This is a genomic window from Streptomyces sp. 4N509B (assembly GCF_052245655.1).
Lineage (GTDB): Bacteria > Actinomycetota > Actinomycetes > Streptomycetales > Streptomycetaceae > Streptomyces.
The window spans coordinates 135,662-157,860 of the sequence record NZ_JBQQBZ010000013.1 but is presented as its reverse complement, the minus strand read 5'-3'; the positions used below and the strand labels follow the sequence as shown (position 1 = coordinate 157,860).

At 73.3% G+C, this 22,199-nt stretch carries 15 protein-coding genes, 1 tRNA gene and 1 pseudogene; 8 read left to right on the top strand and 9 right to left on the bottom strand.

Going from position 1 to position 22,199, the window contains the following annotated elements; all coding sequences use genetic code 11:
• Positions 1–958, bottom strand: a 958-nt coding sequence (locus tag ACTWP5_RS15175; RefSeq protein WP_443221454.1) for a sensor histidine kinase, incomplete at its 3' end; no start/stop codon positions are given.
• A 143-nt stretch (positions 959–1,101) separates the two neighbouring features.
• Between ACTWP5_RS15175 and ACTWP5_RS15170 the strand changes: the two genes are divergently transcribed.
• The gene (locus ACTWP5_RS15170) at positions 1,102–1,947 is read left to right on the top strand and encodes a hypothetical protein (protein ID WP_443221453.1); all 846 of its coding nucleotides are present in this window, start codon (positions 1,102–1,104) and stop codon (positions 1,945–1,947) included.
• A gap of 33 nt (positions 1,948–1,980) precedes the next feature.
• Positions 1,981–2,052: transfer RNA gene (locus tag ACTWP5_RS15165), tRNA-Gln, on the top strand.
• Between the two features lie 72 nt (positions 2,053–2,124).
• On the opposite strand, the gene mfd is transcribed toward ACTWP5_RS15165, so the two are convergent.
• Positions 2,125–5,736 (bottom strand): transcription-repair coupling factor, encoded by a 3,612-nt coding sequence (mfd, locus tag ACTWP5_RS15160; protein ID WP_443221452.1) that lies wholly within the window; start codon positions 5,734–5,736, stop codon positions 2,125–2,127.
• A 277-nt stretch (positions 5,737–6,013) separates the two neighbouring features.
• Positions 6,014–6,493, bottom strand: coding sequence for an OsmC family protein (locus ACTWP5_RS15155; protein ID WP_443221451.1), 480 nt, complete (start codon positions 6,491–6,493; stop codon positions 6,014–6,016).
• 324 nt (positions 6,494–6,817) lie between these two features.
• On the opposite strand from ACTWP5_RS15155, the gene ACTWP5_RS15150 reads away from it, so the two are divergent.
• The 3 genes from ACTWP5_RS15150 (at position 6,818) to purB (ending at position 10,112) form a co-directional block, all read left to right on the top strand.
• On the top strand, positions 6,818–7,492 hold the full coding sequence (locus tag ACTWP5_RS15150; protein WP_443221450.1) for an HNH endonuclease family protein: 675 nt from the start codon (positions 6,818–6,820) through the stop codon (positions 7,490–7,492).
• A gap of 249 nt (positions 7,493–7,741) precedes the next feature.
• Positions 7,742–8,395 (top strand): HNH endonuclease family protein, encoded by a 654-nt coding sequence (locus tag ACTWP5_RS15145; protein WP_443221449.1) that lies wholly within the window; start codon positions 7,742–7,744, stop codon positions 8,393–8,395.
• A gap of 277 nt (positions 8,396–8,672) precedes the next feature.
• The gene (purB, locus tag ACTWP5_RS15140; RefSeq protein WP_443221466.1) at positions 8,673–10,112 is read left to right on the top strand and encodes an adenylosuccinate lyase; all 1,440 of its coding nucleotides are present in this window, start codon (positions 8,673–8,675) and stop codon (positions 10,110–10,112) included.
• Positions 10,113–10,151: 39 nt separating this feature from the next.
• Here purB and ACTWP5_RS15135 read toward each other — a convergent pair whose 3' ends face one another.
• The 3 genes from ACTWP5_RS15135 to ACTWP5_RS15125 all read right to left on the bottom strand — a co-directional run bounded on the left by ACTWP5_RS15135 (position 10,152) and on the right by ACTWP5_RS15125 (position 15,017).
• Positions 10,152–11,369, bottom strand: a complete 1,218-nt coding sequence (locus tag ACTWP5_RS15135) for a serine hydrolase domain-containing protein (protein WP_443221448.1) — start codon at positions 11,367–11,369, stop codon at positions 10,152–10,154.
• A 271-nt stretch (positions 11,370–11,640) separates the two neighbouring features.
• Positions 11,641–14,232 carry an ABC transporter permease gene (locus tag ACTWP5_RS15130; protein ID WP_443221447.1) on the bottom strand — a complete coding sequence of 864 codons (2,592 nt, stop codon included), beginning with the start codon at positions 14,230–14,232 and terminating at the stop codon, positions 11,641–11,643.
• Positions 14,229–15,017: an ABC transporter ATP-binding protein gene (locus ACTWP5_RS15125; RefSeq protein WP_443221465.1), complete on the bottom strand. Its 789-nt coding sequence runs from the start codon at positions 15,015–15,017 to the stop codon at positions 14,229–14,231. Before ACTWP5_RS15125 ends, ACTWP5_RS15130 begins: the two co-directional genes overlap by 4 nt.
• A gap of 376 nt (positions 15,018–15,393) precedes the next feature.
• On the opposite strand from ACTWP5_RS15125, the gene ACTWP5_RS15120 reads away from it, so the two are divergent.
• From ACTWP5_RS15120 to ACTWP5_RS15110, 3 genes are all read left to right on the top strand, one after another.
• The gene (locus tag ACTWP5_RS15120) at positions 15,394–16,683 is read left to right on the top strand and encodes a DUF6716 putative glycosyltransferase (protein WP_443221446.1); all 1,290 of its coding nucleotides are present in this window, start codon (positions 15,394–15,396) and stop codon (positions 16,681–16,683) included.
• Between the two features lie 186 nt (positions 16,684–16,869).
• Positions 16,870–17,529: a SurA N-terminal domain-containing protein gene (locus ACTWP5_RS15115; protein ID WP_443221445.1), complete on the top strand. Its 660-nt coding sequence runs from the start codon at positions 16,870–16,872 to the stop codon at positions 17,527–17,529.
• Between the two features lie 130 nt (positions 17,530–17,659).
• Positions 17,660–18,799, top strand: a complete 1,140-nt coding sequence (locus ACTWP5_RS15110) for a nucleoside triphosphate pyrophosphohydrolase (RefSeq protein ID WP_443221444.1) — start codon at positions 17,660–17,662, stop codon at positions 18,797–18,799.
• Between the two features lie 20 nt (positions 18,800–18,819).
• Here the strand turns inward: ACTWP5_RS15110 and ACTWP5_RS15105 are convergent, their stop codons facing one another.
• The 3 genes and pseudogenes from ACTWP5_RS15105 to ACTWP5_RS15095 all read right to left on the bottom strand — a co-directional run.
• Positions 18,820–20,880, bottom strand: a complete 2,061-nt coding sequence (locus ACTWP5_RS15105) for a polysaccharide pyruvyl transferase family protein (RefSeq protein ID WP_443221443.1) — start codon at positions 20,878–20,880, stop codon at positions 18,820–18,822.
• Positions 20,881–21,125: 245 nt separating this feature from the next.
• On the bottom strand, positions 21,126–21,656 hold the full coding sequence (locus ACTWP5_RS15100) for an SUKH-3 domain-containing protein (protein WP_443221464.1): 531 nt from the start codon (positions 21,654–21,656) through the stop codon (positions 21,126–21,128).
• 63 nt (positions 21,657–21,719) lie between these two features.
• A pseudogene (locus ACTWP5_RS15095) lies at positions 21,720–22,184 on the bottom strand (YwqJ-related putative deaminase); the annotation flags it as partial.
• Between the last annotated feature and the right edge of the window lie 15 nt (positions 22,185–22,199).

The window sequence follows — 22,199 nt, the reverse complement described above, 5'->3', positions numbered from 1 at the left end:
CCGACACCCCCGACACCCCCGAGTCCGCCCCCGGCCCCGAACCCGGAGCCGACGCCGACGCCGCCCCCGGAGCCGACGCCGTCGCCGTCGCCACGAACTCCGCCAACCGCGACGACGCGTCCGCCCCCGCCACCACCGGCTCAGCCCCCCGCAACACCCCCAACATCGTCCGCAACTCCGTCAACGCCTGCCGCCCCATGTCCCCGATCAACACCGCGTTCCGCGCCGCCTTCTCCGGATCCTTCCGCGCCACCGCCTGCAACGCCGCCGCGTGCACCACCATCAGACTCACCCGGTGCGCCACCACGTCATGCATCTCCCGCGCGATCCGCCGACGCTCCTCCCCCCGCGCCCAGTGCGCCCGCTCCTCAGCCCGATCCGCCCACAACGCCAACTCCCGCTCCAGCCCCCCGGCCCGCTCCCGCAACGACTCCACCAGCCGCCGCCGCGCCCGCACGTACATCCCCAACAACACGGGCGGAACCACCGACGCCACACCCAGCAGCACCGCCATCAACGGCGTGAACCACACCGGCATCTCCTGCTTACGCAGCGCCGCGTCGTTCTCCATCACCAGATACGAGACGACGACCATCCCCGCGCCCACCATGCCCGCCAACACGGCGACCACCCGACGCGGCACCCCCGTCGTCGCCAGCGTGTACAACCCCACCGGCGTCAGCATCCAGCCCATCTGCGCCGGCAACACCGCGATCGACACCATCACGACGCCCAGCGGCCACATCCGCCGCACCACCAGCGTCAACCCCGCCAGAGCCGCCAACGCGGCCACCGGCACCACGGGCAGGCCCGTCCGGCCCGCGAAGGCCACCCCCTGCACCCCACACTCGACGGCCGACACCACCGCCAAGCCGACGTCCAACCCGACACTGCGCCGCCGCGTCCACCACAACAGCGCGAAGCCCCGCCCCTCGACGGCCGCCCCCGACGCACTCATGGTGACCAGCCTACGGGCGTGGTCCAGCCCTTTTCCGGAGGGTTCTGGCAGGGACCGACAGCACACGCCCCACCCATCACTCGAACTGGTGAATCGATCACGGATTCGACCCGTCGGGCCCCGACAGCGGCGAGGCTGTGACCATGACCGACACCACCGACCACCGGGAAGGCCGGCGAGAGGATCTGAGGACACGAGCCCTCGCCCTCCGCCGACAGGGGCTGAGCCGCCGCCAGATCCGGGAGCGCCTGGCCCTCGGCAGCAACGGCGCGCTGACCCCACTCCTGGCGGGCGAGCCGCCCCCGGAGTGGACCCGCCGCCCGAACGCCAAGGACGCGCTACGGGAGCGGGCCCGCGCACTGCGGGCCGCCGGGCGGACATACGACGAGATCGTCGCCGAGCTCGGCGTCTCGAAGAGCTCCGTGTCCCTCTGGGTGCGGGACCTGCCGAGGCCCGCCCGCTCTCCCGAGCGGATGCGTCGGATGAGCGAGGCCCGCTGGGGGCCGTACCGGGAGGAGCGGGACCGGCTGCGGCGGGACACGAGGCTGCGGGCACGGAACGAGATCGGCGAGCTCACCGACCGGGAGCTCTTCCTCCTGGGGGTGGGGCTGTACTGGTCGGAGGGGGCCAAGAGCAAGCCGCACCAGATCCGCGAGTACGTCACGTTCGTCAACAGCGACCCCAGCATGATCAGGGTCTATCTCGCCTGGTTACGTCTGGTCGGCGTCGCACAGGAGCGCCTCACGTTCCGGCTGCTCATCCACGAGTCGGCCGACGTCGCCGCAGCCCAACGGTACTGGGCCGAGGTCGTCCAAGCGCCTCCGTCCCAGTTCCGCAAGGCCACTCTGAAGAAGCACAACCCCAGGACGGTCCGCAAGAACGTGGGCGACGCCTACCACGGTTGTCTCGTGGTTCGCGTCCTGGACGGAGCCGATCTTTATCGTCGCATCGAAGGCTGGTGGGCTGGCATAGTGTTGGCGGTGACATAGCGACGGGAATCCAAGCCGCTATGTCCGGATTAATCCCCCGTGGTGTAATTGGCAGCACTGCGACCTTTGGAGTCGTTTGTCCAGGTTCGAGTCCTGGCGGGGGAGCCCGGCGCCGTCGGGCCGTCGCACGTGGTCACGTGGCGACGGCCCGGCCCACGAGTGGCCGCACGCCCCCGGCTACGCCGCCACGATCTGCGTCAGGAACTCCCCGACCCACGCCAGCAGCTCCCGCCCGGCGAGCGGCTTCCCGCCGACGCGGGCCGTCGTCGGCCGTGGCACCAGCACCTGGCGGGTCTGCCGCTTCACCACCGAGCCCGGGTAGACCCGGTTCAGCCGCAGCTCCTGGGACTCCCGCAGCTCCACCGGCGTGAACCGGATCCGGCTGCCCTGCAACGTGATGTCCGAGACCCCGCAGGCCCGCGCCAGCATCCGCAGCCCCGCCACCAGCAGCAGGTTCTCCACCGGCTCCGGCGGCTGCCCGTACCGGTCGGTCAGCTCCTCCCGCACCGCCCGGATGTCCTCCTCCGTGGTGGCCGAGGCGATCGCCCGGTACGCCTGGAGCCGGAGCCGCTCGCCCGGCGCGTAGTCGTGCGGGACGTGCGCGTTGACCGGCAGCTCGACCTTGACCTCCAGCAGCGACTCCTCGGGCTCCCGGCCCTCGCCGGCCTCCAGCGCCGCCCGGTAGTCCGCGACGGCCTCGCCGACCATCCGCACGTACAGGTCGAAGCCGACGCCCGCGATGTGCCCGGACTGCTCGCCGCCCAGCAGGTTCCCCGCGCCGCGGATCTCCAGGTCCTTCATCGCCACGTACATGCCGGCGCCCATCTCGGTGTGCTGCGCGATGGTCGCCAGCCGCTCGTGCGCTGTCTCCGTCAGGGGCCGCTCCGGCGGGTAGAGGAAGTACGCGTACCCGCGCTCCCGGCCGCGGCCGACGCGCCCGCGCAGCTGGTGGAGCTGGGAGAGGCCGAAGGTGTCGCCGCGCTCGACGACGAGGGTGTTGGCGTTGGAGATGTCGATGCCGTTCTCGACGATCGTCGTCGAGACCAGCACGTCGAACTTCTTCTCCCAGAAGTCCACCACCACCTGCTCCAGCAGCGACTCGCTCATCTGCCCGTGCGCGGTGGCGATCCGCGCCTCCGGCACGATGGCACGCAGCCGGGAGGCGGCCCGGTCGATGGACTCGACGCGGTTGTGGATGTAGAAGACCTGGCCCTCGCGGAGCAGCTCGCGGCGGATCGCGGCGCCGATCTGCTTCTCCTCGTACGGTCCGACGAAGGTCAGCACCGGGTGCCGTTCCTCGGGTGGGGTGGTGATGGTGGACATCTCGCGGATGCCGGTGACCGCCATCTCCAGCGTGCGTGGGATGGGTGTGGCGGACATGGTCAGCACGTCGACGTTGGCGCGCAGCTTCTTCAGCTGTTCCTTGTGTTCGACGCCGAAGCGCTGTTCCTCGTCGACGATGACGAGGCCGAGTTCCTTGAAGCGGACCTCGGAGGAGAAGAGGCGGTGGGTGCCGATGACGACGTCGACGGTGCCGTCGCGCAGGCCGTCGGTGACGGCGCGGGCCTCGGTGTCGGTCTGGAAGCGGGAGAGGGCTCGGACGGTGACGGGGAACTGCGCGTACCGCTCGGAGAAGGTGGAGAAGTGCTGTTGGACGAGGAGGGTGGTGGGTACGAGCACGGCGACCTGCTTGCCGTCCTGGACGGCCTTGAAGGCGGCGCGGACCGCGATCTCGGTCTTGCCGTAGCCGACGTCGCCGCAGATGAGGCGGTCCATGGGGACGGACTTCTCCATGTCGGCCTTGACCTCGCCGATGGTGGTGAGCTGGTCGGGGGTCTCGGCGTAGGGGAAGGCGTCCTCGAGTTCCCGCTGCCAGGGGGTGTCGGGGGAGAAGCTGTGGCCGGGGGCGGCCATGCGGGCGGAGTAGAGCTTGATGAGGTCGGCGGCGATCTCCTTGACGGCCTTCCTGGCGCGGGCCTTGGTCTTGGTCCAGTCGGCGCCGCCGAGGCGGTGGAGGGCGGGGGCCTCGCCGCCGACGTAGCGGGTGACGAGGTCGAGTTGGTCGGTGGGGATGAAGAGCCGGTCGCCGGGCTGGCCGCGTTTGGCGGGGGCGTACTCGACGAGCAGGTACTCGCGGGTGGCGCCCTGGACGGTGCGCTGGACCATTTCGAGGTAGCGGCCGACGCCGTGGTGTTCGTGGACGATGTAGTCGCCGGTGGTGAGGGTGAGGGGGTCGAGGGTCTTGCGGCGGCGGGCGGGCATGCGGGCGGTTTCGCGGCCGGAGGCCTTCTGCCCGGTGAGGTCGGTCTCGGTGAGGACGGCGATCCGCAGCCGGGGGTCGTTGAAGCCGGTGTCGAGTGCGCCGCAGGTGACGTGGACGACGGCGGGGGTGAGTGCGGCGGTGTCGGGGAGGCCGGGGGTGAGGCGGGCGGGGATGCCTTCGCCGCCGAGGACCTCGGCGGTGCGGGCGGCGGGGCCGTGGCCTTCGGTGAGGTAGACGACGCGCCAGCCGTCGGCGAGCCATCCCTTGGTGTCGGCGAGGGCGCGGGCGGTGTCGCCGCGGTAGGTCTCGGCGGCGCGGAGGCCGAGCCGGAGGGTGTCACCGTCGCTGCCGTCGCCGCCGTCGCTGTCGGCACCGCCGCCGTCGCGGTCGTCGTGGGTGTCCTCGTCGGGGGTGGCGCCGAAGGGGGAGACGCTCCACCAGGGGAGGCCGAGTTCGCCGGCGTGTTCCCTGACGTCGGCGAGGCTCCACAGGGAGGCGGCGCCGACGTCGATGGGCGCCTGGCCGGTGTCGGTCATGGCGGCGGCGGCCCAGGACGCCTGGAGGAACTCCTGGCTGGTGGCGACGAGGTCGGCGGCGCGGGTGCGGACGCGTTCGGGGTCGAGGGAGACGATCATGGAGCGGGCGGGCAGGACGTCGAGCAGGAGTTCCATGGAGTCGACGAGGGCGGGGGCGAGGGATTCCATGCCGTCGACGGCGATGCCCTCGGCGATCTTGCCGAGGAGTTCGGCGAGTTCGGGGTGGGCCTGGGCGAGGGTGGCGGCGCGGGCGCGGACCTCGGCGGTGAGCAGGAGTTCGCGGCAGGGTGGGGCCCACAGTCCGTGGTCGGCGACTTCGAGTGAGCGCTGGTCGGCGACCTTGAAGTAGCGGATCTCCTCGACGTCGTCGCCCCAGAACTCGACGCGCAGGGGGTGTTCCTCGGTGGGGGGGAAGACGTCGAGGATGCCGCCGCGCACGGCGAACTCGCCGCGTTTCTCGACGAGCTCGACGCGGCTGTACGCGGCGGCGGCCAGGGCTTCGGTGATCTCGCCGAGGTCGGCGCTGTCGCCGCTGCGCAGGGCGACGGGCCGCAGCTCGCCGAGGCCCCTGACCTGGGGTTGGAGGACGGAGCGGATGGGTGCGACGACGACGGAGACGGGTCCCGCGGTGGGGTCGTCGGCGCTGGGGTGGGCGAGGCGGCGCAGCACGGCGAGGCGGCGGCCGACGGTGTCGGCGCGGGGGGAGAGCCGCTCGTGGGGGAGGGTCTCCCAGGCGGGGTACTCGACGACGCCGTCGGGGGGCAGGAGGGAGCGGAGGGCGGCGGCGAGGTCCTCGGCCTCGCGTCCGGTGGCGGTCACGGCCAGGACGGGTCGCTCGGCGGCGCGTGCGAGGGCGGCGACGGCGAGGGGCCGTGCGGCGGGCGGGCCGACGAGGTCGACGTGGCGCCGGTCCCCGCGTCCGGCGGTGGCGACCGCCTCGGCGAGGGCGGGGTCTTCGATGACGGCGTCGAGCAGGCCGTGCAGGCTCATGAGGGTTTCCGTCCCAGGGACTCGTGTGGCGGCAGGGGCAGCAGTGGAGAGATGTGGTGGCGTCGGCGCTGCGCGGGCAGCGCGAAGCGCCCGGCACGCGTGGCGGGCCGGGTGTCTCCAGGGTACGCCCCGTGCCGGTCGCCGGTTCGGGCGTGGGCACGGGGTGCGACGGGGGCGAAGCGGGGAGTGAGCGGCGTGGCGGCGGTCGGTCGGTGGCGCGGACGGGTCGGGGCGGCCCGACGCGTCGGGGCGGGCCTCCGTGGCGGGCCGGGCCCGGTCAGTGGCCCGCGACGTGGATCTCGGGGGCGTGCCGGACGGGGAAGTTGACCGAGTTGGCGATGAAGCAGGCGTCGTGGGCCTTCTCGTGGAGGGTGGCGGCGGTCTCCACCATGGACTCCTCGGCGACGGTCACCACGGGGTTCAGGACCACCTCGGTGAAGTGGCCGCTGCCGCGTTCCTCGGACATGGTGCCGCGGGCGGCGTCCTCGTAGCCGGTGACGACGACGCCCCTGAGGGCGCAGAGCGCGAGGTAGCTCAGCATGTGGCACTGGGAGAGGGAGGCGACGAGCATCTCCTCGGGGTTCCACCGCTCGGGGTCGCCGAGGAAGGTGGGGTCGGCGCTGCCGAGGATCATGGTGGGCTTGCCGGCGACGGTGATGTCGGTGTCCCGGGAGTAGCTCTTGTACGCCGTGGTCCCGCCGTCGGCGCTGCCGGACCAGCGGACGGTGACCTCGTAGCCGTGTTCGCGTGCCGCCATCGTCTCCACTCCCCTGTCGTGCCTGTCGTGCCCGTCGTGGTCGTCTGCGTGTCCTCGCCCCATGGTGGCATTCGCGCCCGGGTGGCGGCCCGGTGGCCGGAGCGACGAGTGGGGCCAGAGGACCAGGAGGAAACAGAGGAGCCGGGGAAGCCGGAGGAGTCGGAGATCCGGAGGAAGGGGCGCGCGACCCCGGGACATGACGTGTCCATGTCTCTATTCTGTAATCTCCCGCATGCCGAGAAGAAACGTCTCGGCACCACCATGAAACGTGCATGCAGCACGCAGCCCTGGCGCACCAACCACCCCCACACCACGGGAGTTCGCGTGATCCCAGCAGGCATAGCACCCGACCGCCGCGCGTTCTACGCGCGTCGCCGCCTGACCCCGGCCCTCCTCCTCGCCGGCCTCGCATCCCTCCTCCTCACCCTCGTCCTCAGCCCCGCCCCCGCCCGGGCGGCGCTCCCCGAACCCGTGGACGCCGCCACGGCCCGCGCCTACCTCGCCGCCCTCCCGGTGGCGACGGAGGACCGCACCGGCTATGACCGCGACCTCTTCCCCCACTGGAGCAGCCAGGGCGACGGCTGCGACACCCGTGACACCGTGCTCGTCCGCGACGGCTCCGACGTCTCCGTCGGCGACGACTGCGCGGTCGACGGCAGCTGGTACTCCGTATACGACGGGGCCACCTGGTACGACCCCCAGGACGTCGACATCGACCACCTCGTCCCGCTCGCCGAGGCGTGGGACTCCGGCGCCGGCGCCTGGACCACCGACGAGCGCGAGGCGTTCGCCAACGACCTGGCACAGCCGCAGCTCATCGCGGTGACGGACAACGTCAACCAGTCCAAGGGCGACCAGGACCCGGCCGAGTGGCTGCCGCCGCTCAGCGACTACCACTGCGTCTACGCGCGGGCGTGGGTCCAGGTGAAGTACCACTACGGCCTGGCCGTGGACAGCGCCGAGCAGAGCGCGCTCTCCGGCGTCCTGGCGGGCTGCTGAGCCGACCGGCCCCCGGCGCCCCCACCTCCCGACAACGCCGCAGCGAAGAAGCGAAGAAACGTGACGGCGCGGGGGGCGGCGCACGACGCGCACGCGTCGCCCCCGCGTCACCCCCCGCACGCCGTGCAGCAACGTCGCACGGCAAGCATGACCCGTGCATGTCAGAGACGGCATGCGAGAAACGTCGGCGCGCTCTCCGGGCGCACCGGCGGCCGTGCGCAGTCCATCCCCATCTCCCAGGGAGTTCGCGTGACCCGTGTCAGCGTCTACGCGCGTCGCAGGCTCAGCCTCGTCGCGTTCCTCGCCAGCCTGATCTCCATCGCCACGCTCTTCACCGGACCCTCCTCCGCGCAGGCGGCCCTCCCCACCCCGGTGAGCGCCGCCACCGCCCGCTCCTACCTCGCACAGCTGCCGGTCAGAACCGAGGACCGCACCGGCTACGACCGCGACCTCTTCCCGCACTGGATCAGCCAGGGCGGCAACTGCAACACCCGTGAGGTCGTGCTCCGCCGCGACGGAACCAACGTCGTCACCGACTCCAGCTGTGCGGCGGTGAGCGGCCGCTGGTACTCGCCGTACGACGGCGCGACCTGGTCCGCCGCCTCGGACGTCGACATCGACCACCTCGTCCCGCTCGCCGAGGCGTGGGACTCCGGCGCCGACGCCTGGACCACCGCGCGGCGCCAGGCGTTCGCCAACGACCTGACCCGGCCGCAGCTGCTGGCCGTGACCGACAACGTCAACCAGTCCAAGGGCGACCAGGACCCGGCCCAGTGGATGCCCTCGCGCAGCGCGTACCACTGCGTCTACGCGCGGGCGTGGGTCCAGGTGAAGTACTACTACGGCCTGGCGGTGAACTCCGCCGAGAAGACCGCGCTCTCCAGCGTGCTGAGCGGCTGCTAGCACGCGGCGGCACGCGGGACGCCGGGCCTTCCTCCGCCTTCGGGCGGGGGGAGGCCCCTCGCGTTGTCGGAACCCCTGCCGAGCCCCGCGTCGGGCCCGTGCCGTGGGCGTCCCGGTCGGCTCAGGCGATGCCGACGGCGACGGCGAGGGTGCCACCGCCGGCCTCGAGGGCGCCGAAGGTCGGGCGGTGTTGGGGCCGCGTCATGGCGGGGAGCCCGGGAAGGTCGGGGCGAGTTCCTCCACCGACCTCGCGCCGTAGAATCGGGCCGTGACTGACGTGACCGACAAGCTCGACAAGCCGCGCATTCCGAACGTTCTCGCCGGCCGCTACGCCTCGCCCGAGCTGGCCCGGCTGTGGTCCCCCGAGCAGAAGGTGGTGCTGGAGCGGCGGCTGTGGCTGGCCGTGCTGCGGGCCCAGCGGGAGCTGGGCGTGCCGGTGCCCGAGGGCGCCGTGGAGGACTACGAGGCGGTCGTGGAGCGGGTGGACCTGGCGTCGGTCGCGGCCAGGGAGCGGGTCACGCGGCACGACGTGAAGGCGCGGATCGAGGAGTTCAACGCGCTGGCGGGGCACGAGCAGGTCCACAAGGGCATGACGTCGCGGGATCTGACGGAGAACGTCGAGCAGCTCCAGATCCGGCTCTCCCTTCAGCTGGCGCGGGACCGGACGGTGGCGCTGCTGGCGCGGCTCGCGGAGCTGGCGGGGGCCCACGCGGCGCTGGTGGTCACGGGCCGTTCCCACAACGTGCCGGCCCAGGCGACGACGCTCGGGAAGCGGTTCGCGTCGGCGGCGGAGGAGCTGCTGGTGGCGTTCGGGCGGGTCACGGAGCTGCTGCGGCGGTATCCGCTGCGCGGGATCAAGGGGCCGGTGGGCACGGCGCAGGACATGTTGGACCTGCTGGGTGGGGACCGGGGGCGGCTGGCGGAGCTGGAGCGGCGGGTGGCGGAGCATCTGGGCTTCGGCGCGGGCTTCACCTCGGTGGGGCAGGTGTATCCGCGGTCGCTGGACTACGAGGTGGTGACGGCGCTGGTGCAGCTGGCGGCCGCTCCCGCCTCGCTGGCGACGACGATCCGGCTGATGGCCGGGCAGGAGCTGGTGACGGAGGGCTTCAGGGCGGGGCAGGTCGGTTCCTCGGCGATGCCGCACAAGATGAACACCCGCTCGTGCGAGCGGGTGAACGGTCTGGCGGTGGTGTTGCGCGGGTACGCGTCGATGGCGGGTGAGCTGGCGGGCGCGCAGTGGAACGAGGGGGACGTCTTCTGTTCGGTGGTGCGGCGGGTGGCGCTGCCGGACGCGTTCTTCGCGTTCGACGGGCTGGTGGAGACGTTCCTGACGGTGCTGGCGGAGTTCGGTGTCTTCGAGCCGGTGGTGGCCCGTGAGGTGGACCGGTACCTGCCGTTCCTGGCGACGACGAAGGTGCTGATGGCGGCGGTGCGCGCGGGGGTGGGCCGGGAGACGGCGCACGAGGCGATCAAGGAGCACGCGGTGGCGGCGGCGCTGCGGCTGCGCGAGGGCGCGGCGGGCAACGACCTCCTGGACCGCCTGGCGGGGGACGCGCGGCTGCCGTTGGACCGGCCGGCGCTCGACGGGCTGCTGGCGGAGCCGCTGTCCTTCACGGGCGCGGCGGGCGAGCAGGTCGCGGCGGTGGTGGAGCGGATCGAGGAGGTCGTGAGGCGTCACCCGGAGGCGGCGGCGTACCGGCCGGGCGAGATCCTCTGACTCCTCGGTCTCCCTCCCGGGGGTCCGGGGGGCCGGAGGTCAGCACAGGGCGTTGGTGACGAGCCGCTGGGTGGCGGCGTCCTGGGCCTCCTGGGTCTGCCGGTCCTCGAAGCGGAGGGTGAAGACGGCCGCCGTGGCGGCGGCGCTGCCGTCGTCGGTGACGCCGGTCTCGGAGATGACGCCGAACGACGTGCCGCCGTGGAACCACAGTCCTTCGCCGTCGCCGCAGCGGGGTGCCCAGGCGATGCCCAGGCCGTAGCGGGTGTCGGGGGTGAGGAAGTCGGGGGCGGGCACGGTCTCCTTCATGGCGGCCAGCTGTTCGGGGGGCAGGAGGCGGCCGTCCATGAGCGCGGTCAGGAAGGTGGTCATGTCGCGGCCGGTGCTGATGAGGGCGCCGTCGGCGGTGCCGCCCGCGGACAGGGAGACGTCGGTGAGTTCGCGCTGCCCGGGGAACTGGAGGTAGGCGGTGGCGGTGGGCTGGGGCACGTAGGCCGAGCCGCCGGGGGTGAGCGTGTGGGTGAGGCCGAGGGGCGCGATGACGCGTTCGTGGACCTCCTGTTCCCAGGGGTGGCCGGTGACGCGTTCGATGATCATGCCGGCGAGGAGGTAGTTGGTGTTGGAGTACTGCCAGCGGGTCTCGGCGGAGGGGTCGTCGGCGTCGGGGAGCCAGGCGGGGGGCTGGGTGAGGGCGAGGTCGACGAGTTCGCGGGCGGTGTGTTCCCGGAAGCGGGCCTCGCGGTAGGCCTCGGGGGTGAACGTCTCGGGGTCGCCGAAGAGCAGCTCGTCGTAGTCGGGCAGGCCGCTGGTCTGGCGCAGGAGGTTCTCGACGGTGACGCGGGAGCCGTCGTGGCCGTTGCCGGTGACGAGTCCCGGCAGCCACCGCTCGACGGTGTCGTCGAGGTCGAGGCGGCCTTCGGCGACGAGTTGGAGGGCGACGACGGCGACGAAGGTCTTGGTGTCGCTGCCGACGCGGTAGTAGGCGTTGAGGGGGACGGGACGGTCGTCGTCGAGGTCGGCGACGCCGGCCCGTGCCGTGACGGGGCGGCGGTCGGCGTGCCTGACGGTGGCGACGACGCCGGTGCCGCCGGCGGCGTGGACCGCCTCGGCGTCGCGCCGCAGCTGCCGCTCGGTGGCGGCGGCGGCCGCGTCGGTGGTGGCGGCGCCGGTGGCCGCCGCGGCACTGTTCCCGTCGGGCATGGCGCCGGCCGCCACCGCCGCCAGGCCGATGCCGGCCGCCAGGAGACCGAGGCGGGTCATCGTGCTTCCCCGATACCGCATGTGCCCTCCGTGCTGTTCCGTGTCGTGTGACGTGGTGCTTCGACGCTACGGAGGGTGCGGGGGCGCAGCCATCCGGCGGGCACGACACCGGGGGTGGGGCTGGCCCCCCTACGCGCACGCCGGTGCGCCTCCCGGCACCGGTCGCCCCGGTGCGCCCCGGCACGCGGGACCGCCCGCCGGCCGGAAGGTCCGGCGGGCGGGCGGTGCGTCGCGGGTGGCCGGCCCAGACGGTGTACGGGCCGGCGCCGGGCTACTCGGTGGCGATCGCGTTGAGGACGTTCATCCGTCCGGCGCGGAAGGCCGGCAGGAGCGCGGCGAGGAGGCCGACGACCGCGGACCCGACGAAGACCCCGATGATGGTGCCCCACGGGATCTCCAGCACCGGCATGCCCTCCAGGGAGAGCAGCTGCTGGCCGGCCGCGCCCCAGGCCAGGCCCAGGCCGATGCCCAGCAGGGCACCGAAGAGGGCGATGACGATGGACTCCAGCCGGATCATGCGCCGCAGCTGGCGGCGGGAGAGGCCGATGGCGCGCATCAGGCCGATCTCGCGGGTGCGTTCGATGACCGACAGGGCGAGGGTGTTCACGACGCCGAGGATCGCGACGATGATCGCGAGCGCCAGCAGGCCGTAGACCATGTTCAGCAGCATGCCGACCTGCTGCTGGATCAGCTCCTTGAACTCGGCCTGGTCGCGGACCTCCATCTGGGGGTACTGCTCCATGGCCGCGTCCAGCTCGCCGCGGGCGGCCTCGGCCTGGCCCTCGGCGGCGGTGGCGAAGAGCATCTGCGGCAGCGGGAACGCCTCCTCGGCGATGTTCTGCCGCGCGGTGTCCGTGCCGACGTACCAGCTGTCGCCGTCGAGCGAGCTGTTGCCCGCGGAGATGGCGGCCACGGTGAGGGTGACGGTCTCGCCCCGTTCGAACGCGACGGTCAGCTGGTCGCCGACGGCCAGGTCGAGGGTCTCGGCGCGGTCGGCGTCGATGGAGATGGCGCCGGAGCCGGGGGCGAGGACGTCGGCCATGCTGCCCTCGGTCATGTCGGAGGCGAGGTCGTCGACGTAGCTGGGGTCGGCCACGCCGAGGTTGCGGTCGAGGGTCTCGCCCCCGGGGGTGGTGATCTCGGCCTCGACGTTCCGCAGCGCGGTGACGTGCTCGATCCCCGGCACGTCCGCCACGGCGTCCGCGACGTACGGCTGCACCGGCGTGAAGTCGGTGGTGGAGAGGATGAAGTCGGCGCCGAGGGAGTCGTCGATCTCGTCCGTGGCCGAGGCGACCATGGAGGAGCCGACCACTGACAGGCCCGCCACCAGCGCCAGCCCGATCATCAGGGCGGAGGCGGTGGCGCCGGTGCGGCGCGGGTTGCGGATCGCGTTGCGCTCGGCGAGCCGCCCGACGGGGCCGAAGCCGCGCAGCAGCACCGCGCTGAGGGCCCGGACCACGAGGCCGACGAGCGCCGGGCCGACGAGGATCATGCCGACGAGGCTGAGCAGCACGCCCAGTGCCAGCGGGCCCGCGGCGGCGGAGGCCTCCTCGGCGGACGCCGTGGTGGCCAACAGCCCCAGGCCGGCGAGCGTCAGCACCGCGCCGATCGCGGCCCTGATGCGGCCCGCGCGCACGTCGCCCGGGGTGCCGGCCTCGCGGAGCGCGGCCATGGGGCTGATCTTCCCGGCGCGGCGGGCGGGGATGTAGGCGGCGAGCAGCGTGACGAGGACGCCGAGCACGATGCCGACGATCGGCACGGAGACGCCGATGGTGAGGTCGTCGGTGGACAGCTCCAGGCCGATGGCGCCCATCAGGGTCATCAGGCCGACGGCCAGGCCGATGCCGACGCCGAAGCCGACGACCGAGCCGATGACGCCGAGCAGCAGGGCCTCGATGAGGACCGTGCGGCCGGTCTGGCGGCGGCTGGCGCCGATGGCGCGCATGAGGCCGATCTCGCGGGTGCGCTGGGCGACCAGCATGGAGAAGGTGTTGACGATGAGGAAGATCCCGACGAGCAGCGCGATGCCGGCGAAGCCGAGGAGCACGTACTGGAGGATGTCGAGGATCTGGCCGATCTCGTCGCGGTTCTCCTCGACGTACTCGTCGGCGGTCTGGAGCTTGTAGGTGTCGGCGCCGACGAGCTCGGCGATGCTGCGCTTGAGCTGGGCGTCGGAGACGGAGCCGTCGGAGTCGACGTAGATCTGGGTGAAGGCGTCCTGACCGCCGAGGACGAGGTCCCGGGAGGTGTCGAGGTCGGTGTAGACGATGGCGGCGCCGGGGTTGGTGACGGTGAACTCGGTGATGCCGGTGATGGTGACCTCGTGGTCGCCGGAGATCGTCAGCAGCCGCAGCGGGTCGCCGACGGCCAGGTCGTGCTTGTCGGCCGTGTCGGAGTCGATCATCACCTCGCCGGGGCCGGAGGGCTCGTTGCCCTCGGCGAGCTCGGCGGTGCGCAGCTCGACCTCGGACCAGTTGGCGATGATGGTGGGGGCGCCGGTGGTGGGGCCGATGTTCTCGTTCTCGGAGTTCACGGCCGTGGCGAAGGTGGAGGACACCACGCCGGTGGCCTGCTCGACGCCGGGGACGCCCGACACCTCGTCCACCAGGGAGGCGGGCACGGAGTCGGGGACGCCGTTGCTCGGGCCTGACTCGAAGGCGGACTCGCCGTCCTCCTCGTAGGGCGCGATCATCACGTTCGACGCCGACTCGTTGAAGAGCCGGTCGAACGTGGTGTTCATGGTGGCGGTGAACACGAGGGTGCCGCAGACGAACGCCACCGAGAGGACCACGGCCATCCCGGAGAGGATCATGCGCCCCTTGTGGGAGAAAAAGCTCCGCAGGGAGGTCTTCAGGACGCTCACGACACCCGCCCCTGCGCGTCGAAGCCGCGCATCCGGTCCAGCACGCGGTCGGCGGTCGGCTCGGTCATCTCGTCGACGATGCGGCCGTCGGCGAGGAAGACGATGCGGTCGGCGTAGGCCGCGGCCACCGGGTCGTGGGTGACCATCACGATGGTCTGCCCCAGCTCGTCGACGCTGCGCCGCAGGAAGCCCAGCACCTCCGCGCCCGCCCGCGAGTCCAGGTTCCCCGTCGGCTCGTCACCGAAGATGATGTCCGGCCGCGCCGCCAGCGCCCGCGCCACCGCCACCCGCTGCTGCTGCCCACCCGACAGCTCCGCCGGACGGTGCCCCAACCGCTCCCGCAACCCCACCGTGTCGATCACCCGCGCCAACCACTCCGCGTCCGGCTTCCGACCCGCGATGTCCATCGGCAGCGTGATGTTCTCCCGCGCGTTCAACGTCGGCAACAGGTTGAACGCCTGAAAGATGAACCCCACGTGATCCCGACGCAACCGCGTCAGCTTCTTGTCCTTCAACCCCGTGATCTCCGTCCCCCCGATCCAGATCCGACCCGAGGACACCGTGTCCAACCCCGCCAGACAGTGCATCAACGTGGACTTCCCCGACCCCGAAGGCCCCATGATCGCGGTGAACGCCCCCCGCGCGACGTCAAGACTCACCCCGTCCAACGCCATCACCCGCGCCTCACCCACGCCATACGCCTTCACCACACCCTCGGCGCGGGCCGCGACGGTCGTGTCTCCCCCGCTGCCCCCGGTCTTCGGGTCCACTACCGCCGTCGCCACGATCTTCTCCCTCACGTTCGTATGTCCTTACGACCTTCTTATGTCGTGACGTCGAGCCTAGAGAACGCCACGGGCCCCGCTCGTCGTGCCAGGGGACGAGCCTCGGTTAGCCGAAAGTCGCACCTCCCCCTAGGGGGGCGGCCCCGGGGGAGGAGGGCGGGCGTGTCGCCCGACGCGTCCCCCGGCCGCCTGCCCCTAGGGGAAGCCGGCCGGTGTGAGGGATGTGACGGTGTCGGGCCCGCGGGGTGTGAGCGGTGCGGGGGCGCGGGCCCAGCGGCCGTTTCGCGCCGCCAGGAGGTACGCTCTGTGCCGCAGGAAACGGACACGGACACGGGACGCACGGGACGCTGAGTCCCGCCGAAGGGACTCAACACGGATGGGTAGCCAAGCACCACGCGTCGTCGTGCTCGCCGACTCGGACAGCCGCTGGAAGTGGGGCGCGCTCGTCGCCCGGAAGCTGGTACCCGACCACGCCATCGACGCGCGCTTCCTCTACACCTCCACGACGCCGACCGACCGGCAGATCGCCGAGGTCGGGGTGGACCCCGACACGAGCCAGGTCCTCACCTACGGGGAGCTCGTGGACGATCCCGCGGTGCACGAGGCCGACGTGGTGATCTTCGGCACGATCGGCGGCACCGTGCTGACCCTCCTCCACAGCCTGGGGATGGCCTGGGACGGCGTGGCCAAGCGGCCGATCACCGTCTCGGGGTACGTCGGCGTGGTCTACGAGAACCTCGTCGACGGCCTGCTGCTGCGCATCGGCTCCGACGTGGTGCTGGCGAACTGCTCGCACGACGCCCGGCAGTTCCGCGAGATCTACACCAGCGTGAACGCCGACCCCGACTGCGTCGTCGAGTCGGGCCTGCCGTTCCTCGGCGGCGAGCCGTACGACCCGTCGGCCGCCGGCAGGAAGCGGCCGTTCACCGTCTGCTTCGCCGTGCAGCCCACGGTCCCGAACACGCGGATCGCCCGCGTCCAGATGCTGGAGAAGCTCCAGCGCCACGCCCGGCTCTTCCCCGACCGCGAGGTGCTGATCAAGCTGCGCAACCAGCCGGGTGAGGCCGTCACCCACCTGGAGCGCCACTCGTACCAGACGCTCTACGACGAGCTGCCGGACCCGCCGTCGAACCTCAAGGTGATCTACGGCGACATGGGCGAGGCCCTGGACCGGACGGACCTGCTGGTCACGGTCAGCTCGACCGCCGCCATGGAGGCGATACACCGGGGCATCCCCACGGCGGTCCTCACGGACTACGGCGTCCGCGAGGCGCACGGCAACCACTACTTCATCCACTCCGGCTGCCTGGCCTCCTGGGCGCAGCTGGACGAGGGGCTCGTGCCGAGGGCGAACGCGGCCTGGGCCGCCAGCCGCGGCATCGGGCAGCGCGACCCGTTCCTGACGGCCCGCGCCCGGCTGCGGCTGCTGCGGGCGCGGCCCTCGCTGCCGCGGGTGCGGCCGTACTACACGCCGCAGAACGCCTCGGACTACCTGGAGTCGCTGCTGGTCCGCCGCGGCCTCGGGCTCAGCGGGCGGCCGCTGCCGATGTCCGAGCCGGCGAACCCGTCGGCGATGCGGCGGCTGGTGCGCCGTAGCGCGGGCGGGCTGTACCGCGTGGGGCGCAAGCGGGTGGCGCCGGTGATCCGGCGCCTGGCCAACGGCTGAGGCCGGGGCCGGGGCGGCCGGCCGGGCGGGCCCGGCGGGCCCGGGGCGTGTGCCGGCCGGCGTGTCGCGGGCGGGGCGCGGGTCAGGACCTGGCCGACGGCCGTTCGCACACGGGGGCTAAGATCGGCCCACGCAGACAACCTGCCGCCGCGTCACCGCAGGGTCGAGGTTCAACCGGGAGAGCCAGTGAAGCGCCAGCGCCGCAGCCGCCACCGCCTGTCAGCCGTGTCCGTCTCCGCCGTGGCGTTGCTGACGGCGGCGCCGCTGCTGAGCGGCTGTTCCACCGACTCCCACCCGGGAGCGGCGGCCGTCGTCGGGGACGAGCGGATCACGCTCTCCCGGGTGCAGTCCCTGGTGGAGACCGTGCGGGACGAGCAGCGGGCGCAGCCCAACGCGGACGACCTGATCTCCCGCTCCAACCGGCTGACGCGGGAGACGGTGAACTTCCTGGTCGTCGTGGAGCTCATCGACCGGGTCGCCACGGAGCACGGCGTCGACGTGACCCGCCGCCAGGTGCAGCAGACCCGCGACCAGGCCGAGCGCAGCGTCGGGGGCGCGGAGGCGCTGCGCCAGTCGGCGCTGATGCCGGCCAGCGGCACGCCGATCGCGGGCGAGCAGATCGACATGGTGATCCGCCGCGACCTTCAGGTGCAGGGTCTGGTGGCGGAGTTCGGCTCGGGCCCCGAGGCGGAGACGCGGCTCTTCGAGGAGCTGGCGCAGACCGCCGAGGAGGTCGGCGTGGAGATCAACCCGCGCTACGGCGAGTGGGACGCGGAGAACGTCATGCTGACCGAGGCCACCACGCCGTGGCTGCACCCCGAGCCGCCGGGCTTCTCTGCCGCGTGACGCGCGTCTGACGGGCGTCTGGCGGCGTCTGACCGCCGCCTGAGGGCCGCCTGAGGGCCGCCTGAGGGCCGCCTGGCAGGCGTTCCCGGCGGGACGGCGGGCTGTCACACCCCCCGGCTACGGTGGGGGTGTGGCTGAAGCTGAGCGTGTTGACCGTGGTTCCGACGTCTCCCCCTCCCCCCGCGCCGCCGGCGGCGCGGGGCGGATCGTGCTGCTCACCACGAGTCACCGGGTGGCGCCCGGCATGCTGTCGTGGCCCGCGTGGGAGGCGCTGCGGACCGCCGACCGGGTACTCGTGCGCGACGGCGGGCATCCCCAGCTGCCGTACCTGAAGGAGGCGGGCGTCGCGGTGGTCACCGTCGCGGCGCTGCGGGCGCGGGAGCTGGTCGCGGAGTGCGCGGGAGGGCGGACCGTCGTCGTCCTGGCGGCCGCGGACGGCGAGGCGGAGCTGACCGACGGGCTGGCGGCGCTGGCCTCCTCGGGCCGGGTGGGCGGGGACGGGCCGCCGGCGCTGCCGGAGCTGGAGCTGCTGCCCGGCTCGTACGACGTGCCGGGCTCCCGCCTGCTCGACCTGGTGCAGGTGATGGACCGGATCCGCGTCGAGTGCCCCTGGGCGTCCACGCAGACCAGCGAGGATCTCGTGCCGTACGGCACGGAGGAGATGTACGAGCTGCTGGAGGCGATCGAGGTCGGGGACCGGGAGGAGCTGCGGGAGGAGCTCGGGGACGTGCTGCTCCAGGTCGTCTTCCACGCCCGGATCGCCGAGGACGACGAGCAGGAGCCGTTCTCCGTCGACGACGTGGCCGGCACGCTCGTGGAGAAGCTGGTCCGCCGCCACCCCCACGTCTTCGGGGACGCGCACGCGGAGACGGCGGCGGACGTCAAGGCGCTGTGGCTGCGCACCAAGGCGGCGGAGAAGCGCCGGGAGTCGGTGACGGACGGGGTGCCGCTCGGGCAGCCGGGGCTGGCGCTGGCCGCCAAGCTGGCGGGCCGGGCGCGGGCGGCGGGCCTGGCGGTGCCGCTGCCCGGCGGAGCGGGGGGCGAGGCAGCCAGGGGAGCCCAGAGGGCCGGCGGGGAGCCGGGCGGGGAGACAAGCGGGGAGACGGCCGCGTCCTTCGGTCACCGGCTGCTGGCCCTGGCCGCCGAGGCCCAGGCGGCGGGGGTCGATCCCGAGACGGCGCTGCGCACGGCGGCCCGCGCGTACCGCGAGGCGATACGGGCGGCCGAGGCGGACCGCGCGGGTGGCCGCGCCCCGTCGCGGGAGTCCTGAAGGCTGTCCCGGGACAGCCTTCAGGCCGGGGGCAGGTCGAAGAGCTTGGCCAGCTCCGCCGCGTTCTCCCGCGTGACGCGCAGCAGCTCGCGTTGCCGGTCGTGGACGTCGGCGACGGCCGCCTCGTGGTCGGACAGGAGGGCCTCGGCCCGCTGGAGCAGCTGCTCGGCGAGATCGCCGGCGTGGACCGAGACGCCCCAGGCGGGGCGTTCGACGTCGGCGAGGAAGTACGCCATCTTCGGGTGCGAGACGAGGCTGATGGCGGGCGTGCCGCAGCCGAAGGGGATCATCGTGGCGTGGCCGCGCATGCCGATGACGAGCCTGGCCCGCCGGTAGACGTCCAGCAGCTCGTCGTTGGGCAGGTCGTACAGCGGCTCGACGGGGATCGTCAGGCCGTGTTCGCGGCGCAGGTCGTTCACGAAGCGCTCGTCGGAGGGCGAGTGCGGCGCGTAGCGGACCTCGCCGTGGGCGGCGAGGCGGCGCACGGCCTCGGCGAGCTGGCCGAGGAAGTGGCCGTAGTCGTGGCCGAAGCGCAGGCCGGCGCGGTCGTAGGCGCAGTTGAGGAGGATGGCCTCGCTCCGCTCGTGGGGCGCGGGGTCGCGCCAGTCGGGCAGGAGGTGACGCATCACGGTGGTGGGGCAGGGCTGGTAGCGGACGCGGTCGCGCAGGTCGCGCGGCAGCAGCTCGCGGACCCGCTCGACGGAGCCGCGGTTGCGCAGGCCGAAGAAGGCGGCGCGGTCGACGACGGCGCGCAGGCTGGCGGCGAGGGTGCCCGCCGCGTAGTGCTGGCCGTCGAAGACGTTGAAGCCGACGGCGAAGACGGCCAGCGGCGGGGTGATGCGGTGGATCATGGGCTCGGGGATGTTCCACTGCCAGCCGCTGTTGCCGTTGGGCCAGGTGTCGGGGAGGAAGAGCCCGCCGCCGCCGACGATCACGCCGCGCCGGGCGTTGAGCTCGGCGAGGACGGCGTCGGTGACCAGCCGGTGGACGGGGACGCTGTGCCAGCGGGCGGGACCGGTATCGGTGCCGAAGCAGCGGCGGACCGCCTCGGGCAGCACCTTGTCGCCCGAGTTGTCGCGGCCGTCGGAGAAGAGCGCGACGTGGGCGACCTGCTCGTCCGGCTCGGCCGTGGCCCGTTCGGCCGCCGCCCCCGTGGCGCGGGGGGCCGTGCGGCGGTGCAGGGTGCGCAGCACCGCGTCGGTCGGGTCGGCGTCGAGGCCGCGCCGGGCGTGGGCGTGGGCCGCCGCGTCGTCGCCGCGCAGCCAGGCGAGGCGGGCCAGCTGCTGGTGGGCGCGGGGCGCGACGGCCGGGTCGGCGGCGGCCAGCAGCAGGTGGGTCTCGGCCTCGTCGTAGCGGGACACCGCCATCAGCGCGCTGCCCAGCGTCTCCTGGACGCGGGGGCGTCGCGGGTCGCGGGCTGCCGGGGTGAGGACCTCGACGGCCTCGTCGTAGCGGCCCTGCTGGTAGAGGACGGACCCGACGGCGCGGGCGAGGGCGACCCGGTCCACTTCACGAGGGCCGCCCGGTCGGCCGCCTGCCGTGGCGGGCTCGTCCAGGAGGGGGCGGGCGCAGTGGAGGAGGAGTTCGGGGGCCCTGGGGCCCGGCAGCGCGCAGTAGGCGGCGTAGAACTCCCGGTCGGTGGCGGCGTCCTCCGCGGGGTGGGGCGCGCCGGGCTCCCCGTCGGCGTCCGGCGCCTTCGCGGCGACGCGGACGAGCGGGCGGCGCTCGCGCAGCGCGCTGGCGAGGTCCTGGCGGACGGGCTCGGTCACGTCCAGCGCGATGACGGTGTCGTAGGCGGGCTCGCCGCCCTGCTCGCCGTCCTGCTCGCAGCCCTGTCCGAGGGCCCGCTCGACGGCCCGCTCGACGTCCGGGGAGGTGGTGGCGCGGGCGACGATCCGGGGGTGGAGCCGCCTGGCCGGCGCGAGGTCGGCCTCGGCAAGGCCCTGGTGGAGCACGAGGAAGTCCTCGCAGAGGCCGGGGTTGGAGAGCGCGAGGCTGCGCAGCAGGCGCGGCAGATGGGCCAGCCGTCCGGGGTCCACGTGGGCGGCGAACGCGATCCGTCGCTTGCCGGTGACGTTCACACCGTCTCCTCCGCGGCGCCGCCGCGCCTCCTCCTGTGCCAACCGTGGGTTACACCGTAGTGGCGGGGGTGAGGGCCAGGCACACCATGGACGCACCGAAGGTGAACATCTCCCGTCGTGTGGGTGATCGTGGCCGTGACGAGAGCGGCCGGCACCCGGTCGCGAAACGTCGGAAGCGTTCGGAAGCGTTCGGGAACCTTCGGGAGCGCGATCGGGAAACGGGCGGGGGCGCGTTCGGGAACGGGTCAGGAGCCGTCGTGGGTGCGGAGCCGCTCCGGGCGAGCGCCGGTGAGCAGGGTGGTGAGGGCGGCCCGGACGTCCGCGCCGAGGTACCAGTCCCCGGTGTGGTCGACGCAGTACACCCGCCCCTCCCGGTCGACGGCCAGCAGCGCCGTGCCGCCGCCCTCGCCCTCCTCCCCCAGCGGGCAGAGCTCGGTGCCCAGCGCCCCGGCCAGGTCGCCGAGGGTGCGCGTCCAGTGCAGGCCGCGCACCGGGTCGATGAGGACGGGGCTCGGCGCGTACTCCAGGCCGGGACCGGTGGGCGCCAGGCGCAGGCTGCCGTACTCGGCCCAGATCTCGAAGGCGGCGGGAAAGAGCGTGTGCGGGTGGCCGAGGGGCGAACGGTAGGAGCTGAGGGTGTCCGCCCACTGTTCCGCCTGCGCGGCGTGCTGGCGGCCCGGCCGCCAGCCGGCCCCGGCGAGCGCCTGGTCGAGGGAGCCGACGGCCCACGGCTGGCCCGTGGCGAGGCCGCCGCCCCACGTCTCGGTGCCGCGCATGCCCCAGGCGGTGGGCGCCGGCTGGGCGGGCTCGGTGCGGACGCTGTAGACGCCGAGGCGCGCCAGCAGCACGGTGCAGGGTCGGCAGTGCGGGGCGTGGGCGCCGTGTTGCGGGTCGCCGTCCTCGCGGACGTGCCGGGTGGTGATACCGGCGCCCGTCAACGCCTCCCTCGCCTCGTCGAGCGTGCCGGCGCCGACGTCGGCGAGGTGGCGGGAGAGCAGCGCCGCCTCCGGGCAGCGCCCGAGGTGGCGTTCGCGCTGGCCGGCGCCGAGCCCGTCGAGGACGTCGCGGACGACGGGGTGGAGCTCGGGGACGCCGACGGCGCGGCTCGCGGTGCCGGTCAGCGGCTGCTCGCGGCCGGGGAGGGAGAGCGCGGCGGCGGTGGTGGGGAGGATGCCGTCGCGCCGGTGGCGGAGCACGGGCACCGGCGGCCCGTGGAAGTCCGAAATCTCTGAAATCCCTGATATCACGCGCCCAGTCACGCTTTCTCCCCCGACGGGACCTCTCCCGCGACCGTAGCTTCCCATACCGGGGGAGAGCGC

Excerpts from the sequence above, each read along its gene's own strand:
- ACTWP5_RS15170 (WP_443221453.1), top strand. The coding sequence starts at position 1,102 with ATGACCGACACCACCGACCACCGGGAAGGCCGGCGAGAGGATCTGAGG.
- ACTWP5_RS15120 (WP_443221446.1), top strand. The coding sequence starts at position 15,394 with ATGGGTAGCCAAGCACCACGCGTCGTCGTGCTCGCCGACTCGGACAGC.
- ACTWP5_RS15155 (WP_443221451.1), bottom strand. The coding sequence starts at position 6,493 with ATGGCGGCACGCGAACACGGCTACGAGGTCACCGTCCGCTGGTCCGGC.
- ACTWP5_RS15100 (WP_443221464.1), bottom strand. The coding sequence starts at position 21,656 with ATGCGCGGCACCGAGACGTGGGGCGGCGGCCTCGCCACGGGCCAGCCG.
- mfd (WP_443221452.1), bottom strand. The coding sequence starts at position 5,736 with ATGAGCCTGCACGGCCTGCTCGACGCCGTCATCGAAGACCCCGCCCTC.
- ACTWP5_RS15135 (WP_443221448.1), bottom strand. The coding sequence starts at position 11,369 with ATGACCCGCCTCGGTCTCCTGGCGGCCGGCATCGGCCTGGCGGCGGTG.